Consider the following 16,336-nt stretch of genomic DNA (forward strand, 5'->3'; position numbering starts at 1 on the left):
AAACGACCAAGGAGTTGGCAGGACGGCTTCATCGGGATGCGTCGATGATCAGCCGGCTGTACGGTTAGTATCAGGGGCATCGAGATAAACAGACGGAGGAGAAGCTCGCCGGCGTGTTGGCTAAATAGTCAATACTCAGGCCTGACCCCGGCTACGACGGACCACTCGACAGCGGGCTACAGGGTTCGGCGAATAATTCGGGTATGATCGAACCGGGAGCATATTCAGATACGACTTCAGCGATTCGCGGATCAATGAAATGATTGGAGAATTTGAAATTTGAAATCACGCGTAGGTGTTACTCTTGTAATCGTTTTGCTGTATTGCCTGGTTGGGGAGGACGTTACCCTGTCCACAGATCTGTACATTTCATATGTCCGTCGCTGGATGATTACTGAAGAACCAGCACGTACGGTTAAGCCACCGTTAACGTTGTTGTGGGAAAAGAGTCCGATTTGGTTTGAGAGTTGGAATGCCGGTGGGCTCTTTGAGTCCCCAAGCCGCCGCATCGTGGAGACAAAGGACGGGTTTGTCACCGTAATAAGGAAAACTGTTAATTTGTTGAGTAAAGAAGATGGTCGAACTCTTTGGACGATGGACTTACAGGGCGGTGATATTGTCGACTGGAAAGTCGTGGGGACCTTCATGCTTTACTCATCCGTAAATTATCGAACCAAGGAGCGGACCAGAGCAGCGTTGGATCTAATTGAACGCAAGGATAAATGGGTGCAAAAGGATACGGTGCCTGCTCTCTATCAGCCAGATATGTTAATTCCGACCGGCGATGGCCTCGCGGTTTTTGTTTCAAACGGCGATAGCAAAGATGTTAACGACGCAATAGTGGCCATCGATATCAACAGCGGACAAATCAAGTGGAAAGTTTCAACCGATATAGAGCAGCGAACATTAGTTCCCTTTACGTGGTTTACTCACGGAAGCCGCCTTCACGTTTTGGTTACGCAAAAAGCGGGAGGCCTTTATCTGAAAACATGGAACACTATTGACGGGAAGCATGTCGCGACAAACCATATTTTTGGAACGGATCAATTAGGGAACGTTGTTCATCCAAGTGTAATAACGTCCGATGGTATTTTATTTATTGGCTACAATAAACGTCCTCGCCCTGCACGGTTGTCTTTGATTGCCTACGACACTGAGTCAAACAAGCTTCTGTGGAATACGGATGTTACCCCGGAAAACCGAGATGATTCTATGAGTGTTAAGCATGTTATGCACGCTGGTAACACAAAGATGATGGTCGCTACCATGTGGCCGAATCGAGTCGTTGTGTTTGATTCCGAGAAAGGGTCAATCCTTAAGGACATTCGCCTTTCCGGTTACGTCGGCTGGACTGACTACAATTCTGGCCTATACAGCTATCCGTACTTGATCACTGGGGCCAGGCGGCAATTGGCGAGCGGTATGGCCTTTGATCTTATTGCCTTGAATTTAGAGACCGGAAAGGTTGATTGGACCTACGAGATCGAAACTCAAAACAACAAATTTACATTCCCGACGGCGGACACTCTAAATTTTATCGTTAATAGCGACCGAGTTTATGTCGGTCGTGCCGATGCAAAAATCATGAGCTTTCGCCACGCTGGTGGCAGCAAATAGATTGTGTTTGGTCGACAGAATAGGGGACGGGAGTCTTTTCACGGAAATAAAAGTCTTGGAGATTGGGGTCGAGCCTGAGTATTGACTCGATCAGTGATTGGGGTCTGGCCTGAGTATTGACGTATTTTACTTCAGTAACGGGTTTTACGGATTTACGGACTGGAAAGTTTAGGAACTCGGATGCGATTTTTTTACTCGACAACGAAACTGTTTAAAAAAGTTCCACACGACCAGGAGGTAGCAATCATGTTCGCTAGCCACAACACCAAAGCCCGCAGCGCGTTCATCGCCGCAACCGTCGCCGCGCTGCTCATCGCACGCTCCCCCAATCTCGACGCGCAGTCCCCACTCACCGTCCAACCGTCAAGTGTTTCACTGAAATAGGCGCTGGATGCAAAAGCTCGCCGGGATGACGAATTTCCTCTTAGCGTAAAGGCAACAACTGTACCGGCCAAGGCTTCGGCGAGGCAACCATCCCCACCCTCGACATTTATTAAACTTCCACTTAACTACAGACCACCTTTTCGTATATACTTACATCCGTCCGTCGAGCGAGCCGTTAGTTAAGGAGTCCCCATGCGCCGAAGCCTGGCAATGTTTTGCACCGTTTTGCTGTCTTTCATGCTCTGTTCTTGGGTCGAGGCTCAGGACCAAATCCGCGACCTGGTGGTCAAGATTCACGCCACCACCCATTCTCCCGATCTGCTCAAACCGTGGACCAAAAATAGCCCCCAGCAAATCAAGGGCTCCGGCGTGGTCATCGACGGCAAACGCATTTTGACCAACGCCCACGTGGTCAAATACGCCAGCCAGATTTACGTCCAGCCCAATCAGTCGGCCACCTACATCCCGGCGCGGGTCGAGGCGATGACGCCGGGCATGGACTTGGCGATCCTCAAACTGGACGACGAATCTTTTTTCACTAACCGTGGCTCGCTGTCCTTTGCCCAAGAACTGCCGCGGGTGAAGGACAACATCAACGTCTACGGCTATCCCACCGGCGGCACCGAGTTATCGGTCACTCAGGGCATCGTCTCGCGTATCGAGTACACCGATTATTATTATCAAGCGGCAGGTCTGCGCATTCAGGTCGACGCCGCGCTCAACTTCGGCAACAGCGGCGGGCCGGCGGTGTCGGACGGCAAACTGGTCGGCCTGGTCTTCAGTCTGATCCAGAACGCGCAAAACATCGGCTATCTAATCCCCGTCGAAGAGATTCAGCTATTCTTGAAAGACGTCGCCGACGGCCGATGCGACGGCAAGCCGCAGACCTTCGACATGATCCAGACCGTCGAGAACGAAGCCCTACGCCAACGTCTCGGCCTGCCTAAGGGCGTCAACGGCGTGATGATCGCCCAGCCTTATCGCAACGACCCGGACTACCCACTGAAGGAATGGGATGTGCTAACGCGCATCGGCAACACGCCCATCGATAGCGACGGCAAGGTGGCGATCCGCTACGACCTGCGCCTCTCGGCATCTTATCTCGTGCAGAAATACGCCCAGAACGGCCTGCTGCCGATCACGGTTTTTCGTAACGGTAAATTGATTGATATCAACTTGCCGGTGCGCAGTAATCGCGAGCTGGTGATTCCTTATCTACTCGATGCTCAACCGCGCTTTTTTATCTTCGGCCCGTTTGTCTTTTCGGCGACCACCCAGGACTACCTGGAACGGCTCGGCAAACAACGCACCGCCGCCTTCGGCCAGCAGCCAAGCCCATTGGTCACGCGCCGCTATGACAAACCGGCTTTCGAGAACGAAGAACTCATCGTCGTCGCGTCGCCGTTGTTTCCGCACCGCATCACCCGCGGCTATGACGATCCCAACCGCGCCGTGCTCGGCGAGGTCAACGGCATCAAAGTCAAAAACCTGCGCCACTTGGTCGAACTGCTGCGCGACAACCGCGACGAACAGATCAGCTTCAAGTTCGCCGCCTCAGGCGTCTTGAACCACGAGACCATGGTCTTCAACCGCAAAGATCTGATGGAAGCCACCGGCAAAATCCTCGAAGAGAACGGCATCCGCTATCCAGCCTCGCCGGAACTGCGCCCGGTCTGGGAAGCTACGGCGCCGATGGAAAAACAATCGGCACAAAGCACCTGCTGCGAACCGGTGCGAGCGGTGCGATAGCGGGCTGCTGAGAAAAGCGGAACATGCTTCGACAAGCTCAGCATGAACGGATTTTATCAATGATTTGAACTCGGATCCGTTCGTCCTGAGCTCGTCGAAGGACTCCGAGAGGATTTGCAGCACCCTGTGAGGAAATAAAATGCGAAAACGAATCTTCACCTGGCTTGGCCGGGAATTTATCGAACTCTGCGGCGAGGCCAAGCCCTCCGCGAACGCAACAGTCGAAGCGCAAGAATTGTTCGCGCGCTATGACGCCGAGCTGAAAAGCCACGGCTTGTCGCTGGACCACACCGTGCGCAGCCGTTTGTGGGGACGTGATCGCGCCAGCCGCGATCTCGGCAGCACCGAGCGAGTGAAAGCCCTCTCCGGCAAAGCGCGCTCGGCCAGCTCCAGCTATATCGCGCCCGGCCATTTCGATTCCACGGCCAACGTTGCCGTCGATTTAATAGCGATGCGGCCGACGCAAGCGAACATGACCAAACGCATCGTCGAATACGAACCGGCGATCGTGCCGATCCGCTTTCTAGTTTACGATTCGGTGGTCGTGCTTTCCGGTGTCACCACCGTGCTGCCGACGCTGGCGGCACAGTTCGACAACATCATTCCACGCATCACCGGCTCTCTCGCCGACGGCGGCAGCTCGTGGGAGAAAGTCGCGCGGGTGTCGTTCTATTTCCATCGCAGCCAAAGTTTAGAAAATTTAAAAGTGTTGTTCGCCGGCCATGTCGGCGCCAAGATTCCGCAAATGGAATATTGCGTCGTCGACGGCTATTCTTCCGAAGGCAAGTTCTGCGAGGTCGAAGTAACGGCAACTGTGTAAATAATTATGACCAATGCGAATTTTAAAGTGGCGATCCTCGACGACTTCGAGAAGATCGCCGAAACCGTGCCGGCCTTCGCGCAGCTCAAGGCGCGCGCCGAGATCACGGTCCTGCGCGAGCGGCTCGACTCTAGCGAAAAGATCGTTTCACGGCTGAGTGACTTCGACGCGCTTTTGCTCATGCGCGAGCGGACATTTTTAAGCGACAAAGAATATCGCCAGCTACCGAAGTTGAAATTTATCGCCCAGACTGGCCGCACCAGCAAGCACTTGGATCTCGCCAACGCGACCGAGCGCAACATCGCAATCGCCGGCACGCCGAGCGATAACGGCACGACGACCAAGGAGCTGACCGTCGCCTTGATTCTCGCCCTGGCGCGAAAGATTCCCCAGGTCAATCAGCGCATGCGCGAAGAGCTTTGGCCGGCGCTCACCGGCGCCATGCTCGAAGGCAAAACCATCGGTGTCCTCGGCCTCGGCCGCATCGGCAACGAAGTCGCGCGCATCATGAAAGCGTTCAACACCCGGGTCCTCGGCTGGTCGCGCAGCCTGACGCCGGAAAAGGCCGCTTTAGTCGGCGCCGAGTCGGTGTCCATGGAAACGCTGCTCAAGGAATCGGACTTCATCACCGTGCATGTTCAATTCAACCAGCAAACCGTCGGCTTGATCGGCGCCAAGGAAATCGCTCTGATGAAACGCGGCGCTTATCTAATCAACACCGGCCGCGGCCCGATTATCGATGAGAAAGCGATGCTCGATGCCCTCACCAGCGGCCAATTGGGCGGCGTCGGTCTCGACGTCTACGACAAAGAGCCCTTGCCGATGGATCATCCGCTGCGCCGCTTCGACAACGCGATTCTGATGTCCCATCGTGGCTACGCCACGTTGGAGATTCTTAGCGAACGCTACCAGCAAGCGCTGACCAATATTCTCGATTATCTCGACGGCAAAACTCTGCCGCTGATCAACCCCGATGTAAAAATCCGCAACGCCGCGGAAAATTAATCGCTTCACGCACGCCAGTGACTATGATTGAAAATCAAACCGAAGCGCAATCGAGCGCAACCCAAGAGCCGACATTGACTATCGCCAATTACGGCAAATCGCTAAGAGTCATCGGCCAAGAACTCACCGGCCTGTTTCCCCGTGTCTTGGAAATCACCGCCGACGGCGCCGGCTTCGCGGTGACGGGCGAATGTCACCCCAACCCCTTTGAAGCGGTGAAAGAGAATTTTTTCATGCGCGCTTGGAAAACTGTTTTCCCCAGCGCCGCGCCAACCGACGCGGCACCGCTCACGCCCTTCGCGCGCGGTTTTTCGGGCGACGAGGTCGACCGGCTCGATCAAATCAACAGCACCCGGCGCAGCGAGGTTTCTCGCCGCGCCGACACCTACAGCCTAGCCGAACGTTTGCGCACCATGGGCGCCATCGTCGACCGCAACCAAGGCCGTCTCAAAGTATTGCGCAAGGAAGCCGACCGCTTGTTCGTCGAATATTGGGACGCCCAAGGCGAAATCAAAAATGCCAAACTGACCACCGTGATCATGTACCGCAATCAACAACGCATCGACGCCCTGCGCCAAAACAATCCCACCGAGCTTTGGGAAGGCTACGACTTCTGAGAGCGGTGCGCTAACGACACATCCTTCGGCTATAGACGCAACTGTCATTCTGAGGCGAAGCCAAGAATCTCTCGTGTGAGTTGCCAACAAGACGAGATCCCTCGCTACGTTCGGGATGACAAGAATATAATAACAACATATCGAATCCTTCATTCGTCATACCGGCGCAGGCCGGTATCCAGGAGCCGATGGGAGGGCGGGACGCGACCCGTCCCTACTGGCAAACGCCTCAAGGCAAACTCCCGCGTATGCGATCGACATAGATATAAAATGGCTCAGCCACACACTACAAACATTCTTTCCCCCGACGATCTCGCCGCCACTTCGACGCGCACGGTCAATCATTACGATCAGCGCGCCGAGATTTTCTGGCGCGACACGCGCGATCACGATGTCAGTCAAAATATCGATGCTTTGCTGCAAAGCTTGAACGGCGCGCCGCCTTTTCGCGTCCTCGATTTCGGCTGCGGTCCGGGGCGGGATTTAAAAGTTTTCACCGACCTCGACCATGAAGCGATCGGTGTCGAAGGCTCGGCGCGCTTCGCCGATATGGCGCGCCAATACAGCGGCTGCGCTGTCTGGCAACAAGACTTTCTCAACCTCGACCTGCCCGCGGAACACTTCGACGGCATTTTCGCCAACGCCTCGTTGTTTCATATCGCGAGTCAAGAATTGCCGCGCGTGCTGCGCCAGCTTCACGCCACGCTGAAACCCAACGGCATGCTGTTCAGCTCCAACCCACGCGGCGACAATCAAGAGGGTTGGAGCGGCGAGCGCTACGGTTGCTACTACGATTGGCCGCGCTGGCAAGTATTATTGACGGCCACTGGATTCGCCGAGGTGAGACACTACTACCGCCCACCAGGCCTGCCCCAAGAACAGCAACCCTGGCTGGCATCGCTCTGGCGCAAGCCCATCCGCTAGCCGCGCCTTTTGACTCCCTAGCCGCTTTTCACTTCCTTTGCTAGAATGGCCGCGTGGACGCTTCACAAGATCAATCCAAACCATCTGCCGCGCCGGTCGCGAACACCAGCCTCGACTTGGCGGCGCTGAGCGACGACCAGCTGTTGCAGACGCGGATTTGCGATTTGCAGCTCAAGATCGCCGGCACCGAGCTGGAGTCGCGCATCGAGAAATTTTACGCCGAACTTTCCGCAAAGGGAATTTCCTTCAAACCGATTTGCTATCTTGGCGACGAGTGGTTTTGTCCCGAGGGCTCGACGGCCATCGCCATTCCCTTCTACTTGGCCCATGCGCGCTTAAAAAAACTCGAGGCCAAGATGATGATGGAAGTCGAGGGCGACAGCGAGCCCTGGTGCTTGCGCCTGCTGCGCCATGAGATGGGCCATGTGCTCAACCACGCCTATCTGCTCGGCAACGACAAACGCTGGCAAAAACTTTTCGGTTCGGCGTCGTTGGAATATTCCGAAAGCTTTCGCGCCCGTCCCTACAGTAAACGCTTCGTGCGCCATCTCGACGGTTACTACGCGCAGAGCCATCCCGAAGAAGACTTCGCCGAAACCATCGCCATCTGGCTCACCCCCGACCTCGACTGGCACCATCAATACAAGGGTTGGAAGGCGCTGGAAAAGTTGGAATACGTCGACGGCCTGATGCAGCGCCTCGCCGGCAAACCGCCGCGGGTTTTTTCCAAAGCGAAAATCAGCGATGCGTCGCGGCTCCGTTCACGTCTCGAAGCGCACTATAAACGGCGCCGGCGCACCTACGCCGAAGATTTTCCCGATTTTTTCGACACCGATCTCAAACGGCTGTTCGTCGAATCCGCCAACTCGCCCCAGAGCGAACGCGCCGCGGCATTTTTACGGCGCTCGAACAAATTGATTCTCAACGCCGTCTCGGCCTCCACCGGCGAACCTAAATTCACCATCAGCCGGCTGCTGCGCGCGCTCACCGAGCGCTGCGCCGAGCTCGATCTGCGCCTGCGCGCGGAATCCGCCGCCGTGGAGGTCGCTGCCTATCTGGCGACGTTAGCATCGCACTATCGTCTAACCGGCAAGTTCAAGGATTCCTAATGCGCCCGGCGAACAAACGGCTCAAGGTACTCGTCCTGTTCGGCAGCGCCGGCACGCCGCCGGCGGATCAAGATTTCACCAAGGAATTGAAAACCGAAGACTTCGCGGCCGAAGCCCATGTCATCGACGCACTCAAACAACTCGGCCACGAAACACGCACGCTGGGCATCTGGGACGAAGCGTCGCTAATCATCGACGAGATCAAAGCCAATCCGCCCGATGTGGTGTTCAACCTCACCGAACATTTCAACGAAATCTCCGCCTACGACCGCAACGTCGCCAGCCTTTTGGAAATGATCGGCGTGCCCTACACCGGTTCGAGCCCGACCGGTCTGACGTTGTGCAAGAACAAAGGCATGGCCAAGGAACTGCTCGCCTATCACAAGATTCGCGTGCCCAACTTCGCGATCTACACCCCCGGCGCGCCGATCAAGCGGCCGAGCCGATTGAAATTCCCCCTGTTCATCAAACCGGCGGAAGACGAAGCGTCCTACGGCATCGCGCAGGATTCGTTTGTCGAAGACGACAGCGCCTTCGAGGAACGGATTCGCTTCATCCATGAACGGATGAACCAACCGGCGCTGGCGGAAGAATTTATCGAGGGGCGGGAAATCTACGTCAGTCTGCTCGGCAACGGAAGCCTGCGCGTGTTTCCATTTCGCGAAGTGATCTTCGGCGAAATTCCCGAAGGCCAACCGAAGTTTTCCACATTCAAAGCCAAATGGGACAACGCCTACCGCAAACGCTGGGGCATCCAAAATGTTTTCGCCGAACCGTTTGCCAACGGCACCGACCAACGCATCGCCAAGATCTGCAAATCGGTTTACCGCGCGCTGCGCATCCGCGGCTACGGCCGCATCGATCTGCGGGTGACGCCGGCGGGCGACATCGTCGTGCTCGAAGCCAACCCCAATCCCAATCTCGACCGCGAAGATGAATTCGCCCAGTCGGCGAGCAAAGTCGGCATGAGCTTTCCACACTTGGTACAGCGCATCATTCAGTTGGCGCTGACCGCCAGCCATTGAGTTACAATGAAACGGTTGCGATCGATTAACCGCTCTTGTCGGATCGTACTCGCGGCGGTCATTTTCATTTGCAGCGGATTCGTTGCCATCGCGTTCGGCGCGGCGGCGCCGCGTCTGCTTATTTTAAATCTTGACGAGCTCAACCAAGCGAAAAATCGGCTCGACGCCAACGACGCCACGCTGCTGCCGGCGTTGAACCGACTCAAGCGAGACGCCGACCGCGCACTCAGCGCCGGTCCCTTCGCGGTGACGCACAAGGAACTCACGCCGCCCAGCGGCGACAAGCACGACTACATGAGCATCGCGCCCTACTGGTGGCCCAATCCGAATGCGCCCAACGGCTTGCCTTATATCCGGCGCGACGGCGTGGTCAATCCGGAACGGGACCAGACATCGGATCGCAAACGTTTCGCCGATCTCGTTTACTCGGTAAACACTCTCGCTCAGGGATATTTTTTCACCGGCCGTGAAGACTACGCCGCCTATGCGGCCAAGCTCCTGCGCGTCTGGTTTCTCGACGACGCGAGCAAAATGAATCCCCATCTGCGCTACGCTCAAGCGGTGCCGGGAAGAAATCTCGGCCGCGGCGCGGGAATCATTGAAACGCACAACTTGCCGGAACTGTTGGATGCCGTCGGGTTATTGGCGGGCTCGAATCATTGGAGCGAAGTCGAACAGAAAACATTGCAAGAATGGTTCGGCAAATATCTAACCTGGCTTCTCGACGGCGCCGAAGGCAAAGCAGAAGCCAAAGCACAGAACAATCACGGCACTTGGTACGACGTCCAAGTCGCCGCATTCGCGCTATTCGCTGGGCGCGACGACGTGGCGAAACAATTACTGAGCGAATTCTCAGCCAAGCGCATCGCCAAGCAGGTCGAAGCCGACGGCCGCCAGCCGCAAGAACTCGAACGCACGCAATCTTGGCATTATTCAATCTTCAATCTCGAAGCCATCATCAGCGCCGCCAGCCTCGGCGATAAGCTCGGCGTCGATCTATGGAATTTCGAATCAGCGGACAAACGGAGTATCCGCAAAGCGCTCGACTGGCTTACGCCGTTCGCGTCCGGCGAAAAAAAGTGGAGCTACCAACAGATCACACCGTTCGAACCAGAAAAGCTCGCGCCATTGCTGCGCCGAGCTGCGTTGCGCAGCGGTGATCCAAGCTACGAAAACGTGCTCGCTAAGTTAGCCAAAAGCACCAGCGACGAGCGCTGGCAGCTCCATTTTCCGGGATCGAAGTAATCGGCCGCCCGCCCTTTATATTTACACCTGATCGTTAGCCATAAGTTTCGGCGGGACACCGGGGGCGTGGGACGCCCAGCCAATTCAGCTGATGCGATCGAGCGGTAGCCCATTCTCCGCTCCCCTCTTTGAAAAAGAGGGGCTGGGGGAGATTTTCTTCACGCTGGCGAAACTCCATCGTCCCAGAGCAGCGTCAGACGGCGACGAAGAAAACCACGCCACCGCCCAATCAAATCCCCCTCGGCCCCCCTTTTCCAAAGGGGGAATGGATCACGGACCGCCAACGGCTGGTTCATTCCGCGTCCAGCGAACTAGATGCGGGCATGATCAGGTCTACCGGGGAGTTCAAAACCTCTTAGCACCCCGAAACACCAGAGCAGCGCCCACGATCACGAGCCACGATTACGATGAATCAATTCAGCCACTCCTTAACGTTCCCCGCCATAATTTCGTCGAGGATTTCTTTACAGTCTCGAATCGCCTTGTCCATCACCTGCGCTTCGTCTTTGTGCGACACGCCTTGCTTGACCGCGCCATGCAGTGCGCGCACGACTTCCATCAGATGCTCGTCCATTTGTTCCAAATTGGCTACCGGTTGTGGCATTTTACCTCCTGATAATTTTACATGTAGCGGCGGCCTTTGTTGGCATCGGAGACCGTCAACCCCATTTGCGTCAAGATCGGACCGACCTCGTTAATATAATCCTGGCGCGCTTGCTCGTTGGACCGGCGCTTGAGGCCCCAGTAACGATAGCGCTCGGAACGTTTCGATCCGCTCCGACCGAACATATCGAGCGCCCGCACATACCAGTGGTCGACCGCTTTCTGCGCTCTCGCCTTGCCCTCGTCGCCCGACTGAATCAGTTCCAAGGTTTTATTATAGCCGTACTCGATATGGCCAAGTTCTTCGGTAACGATATCGGGGAGAATTCGTTGCAGCGGCATATAGCTGCAATCGTAGAATTCCTCCAGTTGGTAACGGCCGATACGGTCGATCAGAAATCCGAAAACCGAGTTGTCCTCCCAAGTCGTGATCAAACCGCGAAACGTGTCAACGAAGCGCTTTTCATTGGGCTGGCTCAACACGAACGATACATCGACACCGATGTCGCCAGCGATCCGCGTGACTTTACGATAATGGTCGATCTCTTCCGCCGCCGTGCGCGCGATGATCAGTTGATCGAGTCTGGTCGGCGCCGCCGGTAGCATTTTTCCCACATACAGATGCGGCCCGCCGATTTCGCAGTCCGCTTGGATCGTCAAAACATGGCCGAGCAGCTCTTTGTACTCCGGATCCATCTTGTCGAAGTCCTTTAATTCGATTTTGTCCGTGAACATGCATCCTCCCTAGTCACGATGATTTGATCGGTGAGAGAGCAAGAGAAATGCCAGCCATTTTCTGGCGATTTACTGAGCAATCGGGGCGCCGAGCCAGCAGTTCATTCTCAGAAATTGGAGAATCGACTAGAGCAATTCCCACCCCTGCGAAAAAATCTCGAGTAGTAGAACGAAAACGCCGCGCTGTCGCTCGAATAGCGCGCGGCCACGCTCGACAACTTGGGAAGGGATTCTTTCAACACATCGATCTGTTTGCCGCTGAGTTCGGTTTCCAACGCGCTCACTCCGGTCAGGCTGCCACCCGGCCGGGCGAAGCTAGCGACGAGTCCGGGCGCGATCGGATCGTCGTTTGAGAATTGACAGATATTTTGCACATGATAACTTTACGGCAGAAATAAAGTAGTCGTTCATGAAAAACATAAAATTTGCGGCTTTATTTTTACAACTTTGGGTTTTTGCCCTGATCGCACCTGACCTGCGTGCAGATCAACGACGGGAATTCATTTCGAAAACAATGAATCCTACTGTCGAAAAGCTTTTGAAAAGCTCCGCCAGAGAAATCATTGGACAGGAACCGTTTTCAAGCAAGAATAATAATCTCATGGACTATATGATCGGCTTTTATAACAGCGATCACGGGTTGCTGGTTACGCTTCAATCACTAAAGCAACGTTTAGATGAACACGGACGCGCGATCCCGGATATTTATTCTAGCGAATTTGTGGCGATTGTATTTGTTGATAAGTCGCTCTTATGGTTCAAGTCTGAAGCCGTTAAAAAAATCGTAAAAGCGAAGATGGCGCAGCTAATAGGAAAGCAATCTATCTAACGAAGCAGCCTCAAACTGCTGGTTATTTTCCCCTTATTTCCAAATACCATTGCCAAGCTACGGGTCTTGCTCTCGCCAAACGGTACTCGATGATGAGGGTTTGACCTTCGACCTGGCCAAGCCATGTGTAGCCGTCACGGAACGCCTCGACGAAGGGCGCTTTGCGTCGGCAACGAGCTGATATTTAGCTGCGCTATCCGCGGGAGTCATGTACCTCCGGCAAAGCCGGAGGCTTGAATTGTGAACCGCTCAAATTAGCAGGCGGTTCTTTATTGCAAATCCAAAGCGCCATTTCCATTTAAAAAGATCTCGACATGTTGAACAAATTAATGAAAGTCTCGGCTGCGTCCACTTGCCGGCGGCAATTCCGTGCGCGGCTCCCATAATCTTTCCGCCACCAGATGGACCACGCCGTCTTCGACTTGCAGCTTGCCGCTGATGCCAAGAAAACTCACGGTCTTCGCCAGCACCGCGTAGCGTTGAAACACGCTCTCCCACACGACGACATTGACGAAGCCGGTTTCGTCCTCCAGCGTCATGAAGACCACGCCGCCGGCGGTTCCCGGCCGCTGCCGGCAGATGACTAAACCGGCGTAGCGAATCTTTTCACCGTTTTGCATCGTCGCCACGGTGCGCGCGTCGGGCAAACCTTGGCGCAGCAAATTACCGCGCAGCGGCTCCAGGGGATGGCGCCGCGCGCTGTGCGCCGTGCGGTGATAATCCCAGCCGACTTCTTCGAAGTCGGTCAGCGGCGCAAAGCCCGGATTCGCTTCCTCTACCGACATCGTCAACGATTGACCGCGGCTTTGAACCAGCCGGCGCACGTCCCACAAAGCGTTGCGCCGCGCCACGCCGAAACTTTCAAAGGCGCCGGCTTCCGCCAACGCACTCAAGCTGCCTTCGTCAAGTCCAGTGCGCCGGACGAAATCTTCCAACGATGCGAAGGGCCGAATGCAGCGCGCACTCGCGATTCGCTGCCACTCTCCTTCACCAAGACTTTTCACGTAACGCAGCCCCATGCGCACGGCGAAGTCGCCGGTGCTCCTGACACAGCGCTCCAGCGTGCAATCCCAATCGCTCGCTTGCGCATCAATGGAGCGCACGATGACATCATGGCGCTTAGCGTCTTCGACGATCGTCGCCGGCGTGTAAAAGCCCATGGGCTGGGCGTTGAGCAGTGAGCAAGTGTATTCCGCGTGATAATGACACTTGAGCCAGGCGGTGGCGTAAGCGATCAGCGCGAAGCTCGCCGCGTGGCTCTCGGGAAAGCCGTATTCGCCGAAGCCGCGGATCTGTTCGAAGACTCGCTCGGCGAACTCTAAGGCGATGCCTTTCGCCTGCATGCGCGTGATCAAGCGCTCGCGATGGCGTTCCATCCGCCCGGTGCGATGCCACGCTGCCATGTCGCGGCGCAGTTGATCGGCTTCGCCGGGCGTGTAATCGGCGGCGATCATCGCCAAACGCATCACCTGCTCTTGAAACAACGGCACACCGAGAGTTTTTTCCAACACCGGCTTGAGCGACGGATGCGGATACTCCACCGCTTCTTTCCCTTGGCGCCGGCGCAAATAGGGATGCACCATACCGCCGGTGATCGGACCGGGGCGAACGATGCTGATCTCGATGACCAGATCGTAAAAATTTCTCGGCCGCAGCCGCGGCAACATCGCCATCTGGGCGCGGCTCTCGATTTGAAACACGCCCACCGTGTCGCCTTTGCAGATCATATCGAAGGTCGCTTCGTCCTTCGCTGGAATGGTCGCCATGGAAAGTTCAACACCGCGCCGCTGGCGCAAAAGCTTGAAGCAAAGATCGAGCTGGGTGAGCCCGCCGAGACCGAGCAGATCGACTTTGAACAGGCCGAGATTTTCGACGTCCTCTTTATCCCACTGGATCACCGTGCGCCCCGGCATGGTCGCGTTTTCGATGGGCACCATATCGTGCACCGGTTCGTGGCCGAGGAGAAAACCGCCGGGATGAATCGACAGATGGCGCGGAAAATCTAAAATCTCATTGGACAGCTGCAGCAAATGCTCGTGCAAGCCAATTGAGGGATCGACGCCGAGTTCAGCCAGCACTTCCGGCCGGAGATTTTCATAGGATGACAAAAACTTCGCTACGCGATCGAGCGCCGTCTCGGAAATCCCCAGAGCTTTACCGACATCGCGCAGCGCCGAGCGCGAGCGGTAGCGCACCACGTTGGCGACCATGGCGGCGCGCTCGCGACCATACTTTTGATAAACATGCTGGATCACTTCCTCGCGCCGGCCATGTTGAATATCGAGATCGATGTCCGGCGGCTCGGCGCGCTCCATGGAAATGAAACGCTCGAAGAGCAAACCCATGCGCACCGGATCGATGGCGGTGATGCCCAGGCAATAACAGACGACCGAATTGGCCGCCGAGCCGCGCCCCTGGCAAAGAATATCGTTGGCGCGACAAAACTCGACGATCTCCCACATGGTGAGAAAGTAGCCGGGATAATCGAGCGCCTCGATGATCTCCAGCTCTTTTTCCAACTGCGCCGTCACCGTCTCAGGAAGCGAATCACCGTAACGCCAACGCGCACCGTCGAACGTTTGCCGGCGCAGCCACTGCCCTGAAGTCGTACCGTCGGGCAATTTTTCCGACGGATAGCGATAGTGAATTTCATCTAGTGAAAAGTCACAGCGCGCGGCGATCTCTAGGGTTATCTCCATCGCCGCAGGATCGTCACCGAACAGTCGCGCAAAAGCATGGGGCGGCTTGAGACTGCACTCCGCATTTGGTTTCAACTTGCGACCGCACGCAGCGACGGGAATCCCGTGGCGAATCGCGGTTAGAATATCTTGCAGCCGCCGGCGCGACGGATTGTGGTAAAGCACTTCGTTAGCCGCGACCAGCGGAATACCAAACCGTTTCGCACACTCACGCAAGCGCGCTTCCTGGGCGACTTCTTCTTCACAGCGATGGCGCGCGATCAAGCCGTAAAGCCGATCGCCGAAGGCGTCGCGCAATAGACCTATGACATTGTCTAAATCCGCTTCGTCCGCGGGAATTCCTTCTCCGTCATTCTCGCCCAGGCGGGAATCCAGGTTTTGCGTTCTCGATCCACTAGGAAGTGCCTGGATTCCCGTTTTCACGGGAATGGCGGAAGAAAGATCCCCGCGCCACAACGCAATCACCCCCGCTGCATGGGCGCACACTTCATCCCAAACCACCGCACTATCGCCTTTTTCCGAACGCCGCCGCCCCTTGGTAATGAGCCGGCAAAGATTGGCATACCCGCCGCGATTCTGGGCTAACAAGACAATCGTCGAACCGTCATTCACCGAGACTTCCGAACCGATAATCAGCTTCAAGCCAACTTCACGCGCCTTCATGTGCCCACGCACGACGCCATAAACGCCGTCGCGATCGGTCAGCGCCAGCGCCGGCAAACCGAGCCGATACGCTTCATCGACCAACTCATCCGGATGGCTCGCGCCTTCGAGAAAAGAAAAATTACTCTTGCACCAGAGCGGAACGTAAATGGACATAAATGGGTTAAGGAACCTCTGAACAACTGCCCTGGAAGCAGGGCAGCGGAGGATAGATCGTTTTTTTCGTAATGAGTTACAGTTTTTTGCGAAGTTATATCAGATTACATTTTGCTCTCGCGGTTAATAGGGTCCTTAGTTTTGCCTCGATTTGCC

Annotated in this window: 14 protein-coding genes; 10 read left to right on the forward strand and 4 right to left on the reverse strand. The window is 55.8% G+C overall.

What is annotated here, in order from left to right; all coding sequences use genetic code 11:
* Positions 1-279 precede the first annotated feature (279 nt).
* The 9 genes from EXR70_21490 to EXR70_21530 all read left to right on the forward strand — a co-directional run bounded on the left by EXR70_21490 (position 280) and on the right by EXR70_21530 (position 10,495).
* The gene (locus EXR70_21490; GenBank protein MSP41071.1) at positions 280-1,617 is read left to right on the forward strand and encodes a hypothetical protein; all 1,338 of its coding nucleotides are present in this window, start codon (positions 280-282) and stop codon (positions 1,615-1,617) included.
* 576 nt (positions 1,618-2,193) lie between these two features.
* Entirely contained in the window at positions 2,194-3,750 is a 1,557-nt protein-coding gene (locus EXR70_21495) for a serine protease (GenBank protein MSP41072.1), read from the forward strand.
* Positions 3,751-3,889: 139 nt separating this feature from the next.
* Entirely contained in the window at positions 3,890-4,570 is a 681-nt protein-coding gene (locus tag EXR70_21500) for a hypothetical protein (protein MSP41073.1), read from the forward strand.
* A 6-nt stretch (positions 4,571-4,576) separates the two neighbouring features.
* Positions 4,577-5,575, forward strand: coding sequence for a D-2-hydroxyacid dehydrogenase family protein (locus tag EXR70_21505; GenBank protein MSP41074.1), 999 nt, complete (start codon positions 4,577-4,579; stop codon positions 5,573-5,575).
* 23 nt (positions 5,576-5,598) lie between these two features.
* Positions 5,599-6,192, forward strand: a complete 594-nt coding sequence (locus tag EXR70_21510) for a hypothetical protein (GenBank protein ID MSP41075.1) — start codon at positions 5,599-5,601, stop codon at positions 6,190-6,192.
* Positions 6,193-6,462: 270 nt separating this feature from the next.
* Complete coding sequence (locus tag EXR70_21515) at positions 6,463-7,116, forward strand: class I SAM-dependent methyltransferase (protein ID MSP41076.1); 654 nt, start codon at positions 6,463-6,465, stop codon at positions 7,114-7,116.
* Between the two features lie 53 nt (positions 7,117-7,169).
* Positions 7,170-8,225 carry a hypothetical protein gene (locus tag EXR70_21520; GenBank protein MSP41077.1) on the forward strand — a complete coding sequence of 352 codons (1,056 nt, stop codon included), beginning with the start codon at positions 7,170-7,172 and terminating at the stop codon, positions 8,223-8,225.
* Entirely contained in the window at positions 8,225-9,250 is a 1,026-nt protein-coding gene (locus EXR70_21525) for an ATP-grasp domain-containing protein (GenBank protein ID MSP41078.1), read from the forward strand. Before EXR70_21520 ends, EXR70_21525 begins: the two co-directional genes overlap by 1 nt.
* A gap of 6 nt (positions 9,251-9,256) precedes the next feature.
* On the forward strand, positions 9,257-10,495 hold the full coding sequence (locus EXR70_21530) for a hypothetical protein (protein MSP41079.1): 1,239 nt from the start codon (positions 9,257-9,259) through the stop codon (positions 10,493-10,495).
* Between the two features lie 412 nt (positions 10,496-10,907).
* Here the strand turns inward: EXR70_21530 and EXR70_21535 are convergent, their stop codons facing one another.
* The 3 genes from EXR70_21535 to EXR70_21545 all read right to left on the reverse strand — a co-directional run bounded on the left by EXR70_21535 (position 10,908) and on the right by EXR70_21545 (position 12,207).
* On the reverse strand, positions 10,908-11,099 hold the full coding sequence (locus tag EXR70_21535; GenBank protein MSP41080.1) for a hypothetical protein: 192 nt from the start codon (positions 11,097-11,099) through the stop codon (positions 10,908-10,910).
* Positions 11,100-11,116: 17 nt separating this feature from the next.
* Complete coding sequence (locus EXR70_21540) at positions 11,117-11,833, reverse strand: hypothetical protein (GenBank protein MSP41081.1); 717 nt, start codon at positions 11,831-11,833, stop codon at positions 11,117-11,119.
* Positions 11,834-11,940: 107 nt separating this feature from the next.
* Positions 11,941-12,207: a hypothetical protein gene (locus EXR70_21545; GenBank protein ID MSP41082.1), complete on the reverse strand. Its 267-nt coding sequence runs from the start codon at positions 12,205-12,207 to the stop codon at positions 11,941-11,943.
* A 35-nt stretch (positions 12,208-12,242) separates the two neighbouring features.
* Here EXR70_21545 and EXR70_21550 point away from each other — a divergent pair, with 35 nt between their 5' ends.
* Positions 12,243-12,662: a hypothetical protein gene (locus EXR70_21550; GenBank protein MSP41083.1), complete on the forward strand. Its 420-nt coding sequence runs from the start codon at positions 12,243-12,245 to the stop codon at positions 12,660-12,662.
* Between the two features lie 326 nt (positions 12,663-12,988).
* Here the strand turns inward: EXR70_21550 and dnaE are convergent, their stop codons facing one another.
* The gene (gene dnaE, locus EXR70_21555) at positions 12,989-16,180 is read right to left on the reverse strand and encodes a DNA polymerase III subunit alpha (protein MSP41084.1); all 3,192 of its coding nucleotides are present in this window, start codon (positions 16,178-16,180) and stop codon (positions 12,989-12,991) included.
* Positions 16,181-16,336: the final 156 nt, after the last annotated feature.

The sequence above is a fragment of the Deltaproteobacteria bacterium genome (genome assembly GCA_009692615.1).
Lineage (GTDB): Bacteria > Desulfobacterota > Binatia > UBA9968 > UBA9968 > DP-20.

What these genes read in the sequence shown, in the direction of transcription:
- EXR70_21495 (MSP41072.1), top strand. Translation starts at nt 2,194, where the DNA reads ATGCGCCGAAGCCTGGCAATGTTTTGCACCGTTTTGCTGTCTTTCATG.
- EXR70_21500 (MSP41073.1), top strand. Translation starts at nt 3,890, where the DNA reads ATGCGAAAACGAATCTTCACCTGGCTTGGCCGGGAATTTATCGAACTC.
- EXR70_21505 (MSP41074.1), top strand. Translation starts at nt 4,577, where the DNA reads ATGACCAATGCGAATTTTAAAGTGGCGATCCTCGACGACTTCGAGAAG.
- EXR70_21510 (MSP41075.1), top strand. Translation starts at nt 5,599, where the DNA reads ATGATTGAAAATCAAACCGAAGCGCAATCGAGCGCAACCCAAGAGCCG.
- EXR70_21515 (MSP41076.1), top strand. Translation starts at nt 6,463, where the DNA reads ATGGCTCAGCCACACACTACAAACATTCTTTCCCCCGACGATCTCGCC.
- EXR70_21525 (MSP41078.1), top strand. Translation starts at nt 8,225, where the DNA reads ATGCGCCCGGCGAACAAACGGCTCAAGGTACTCGTCCTGTTCGGCAGC.
- EXR70_21530 (MSP41079.1), top strand. Translation starts at nt 9,257, where the DNA reads ATGAAACGGTTGCGATCGATTAACCGCTCTTGTCGGATCGTACTCGCG.
- EXR70_21535 (MSP41080.1), bottom strand. Translation starts at nt 11,099, where the DNA reads ATGCCACAACCGGTAGCCAATTTGGAACAAATGGACGAGCATCTGATG.
- EXR70_21540 (MSP41081.1), bottom strand. Translation starts at nt 11,833, where the DNA reads ATGTTCACGGACAAAATCGAATTAAAGGACTTCGACAAGATGGATCCG.
- EXR70_21550 (MSP41083.1), top strand. Translation starts at nt 12,243, where the DNA reads ATGAAAAACATAAAATTTGCGGCTTTATTTTTACAACTTTGGGTTTTT.
- dnaE (MSP41084.1), bottom strand. Translation starts at nt 16,180, where the DNA reads ATGTCCATTTACGTTCCGCTCTGGTGCAAGAGTAATTTTTCTTTTCTC.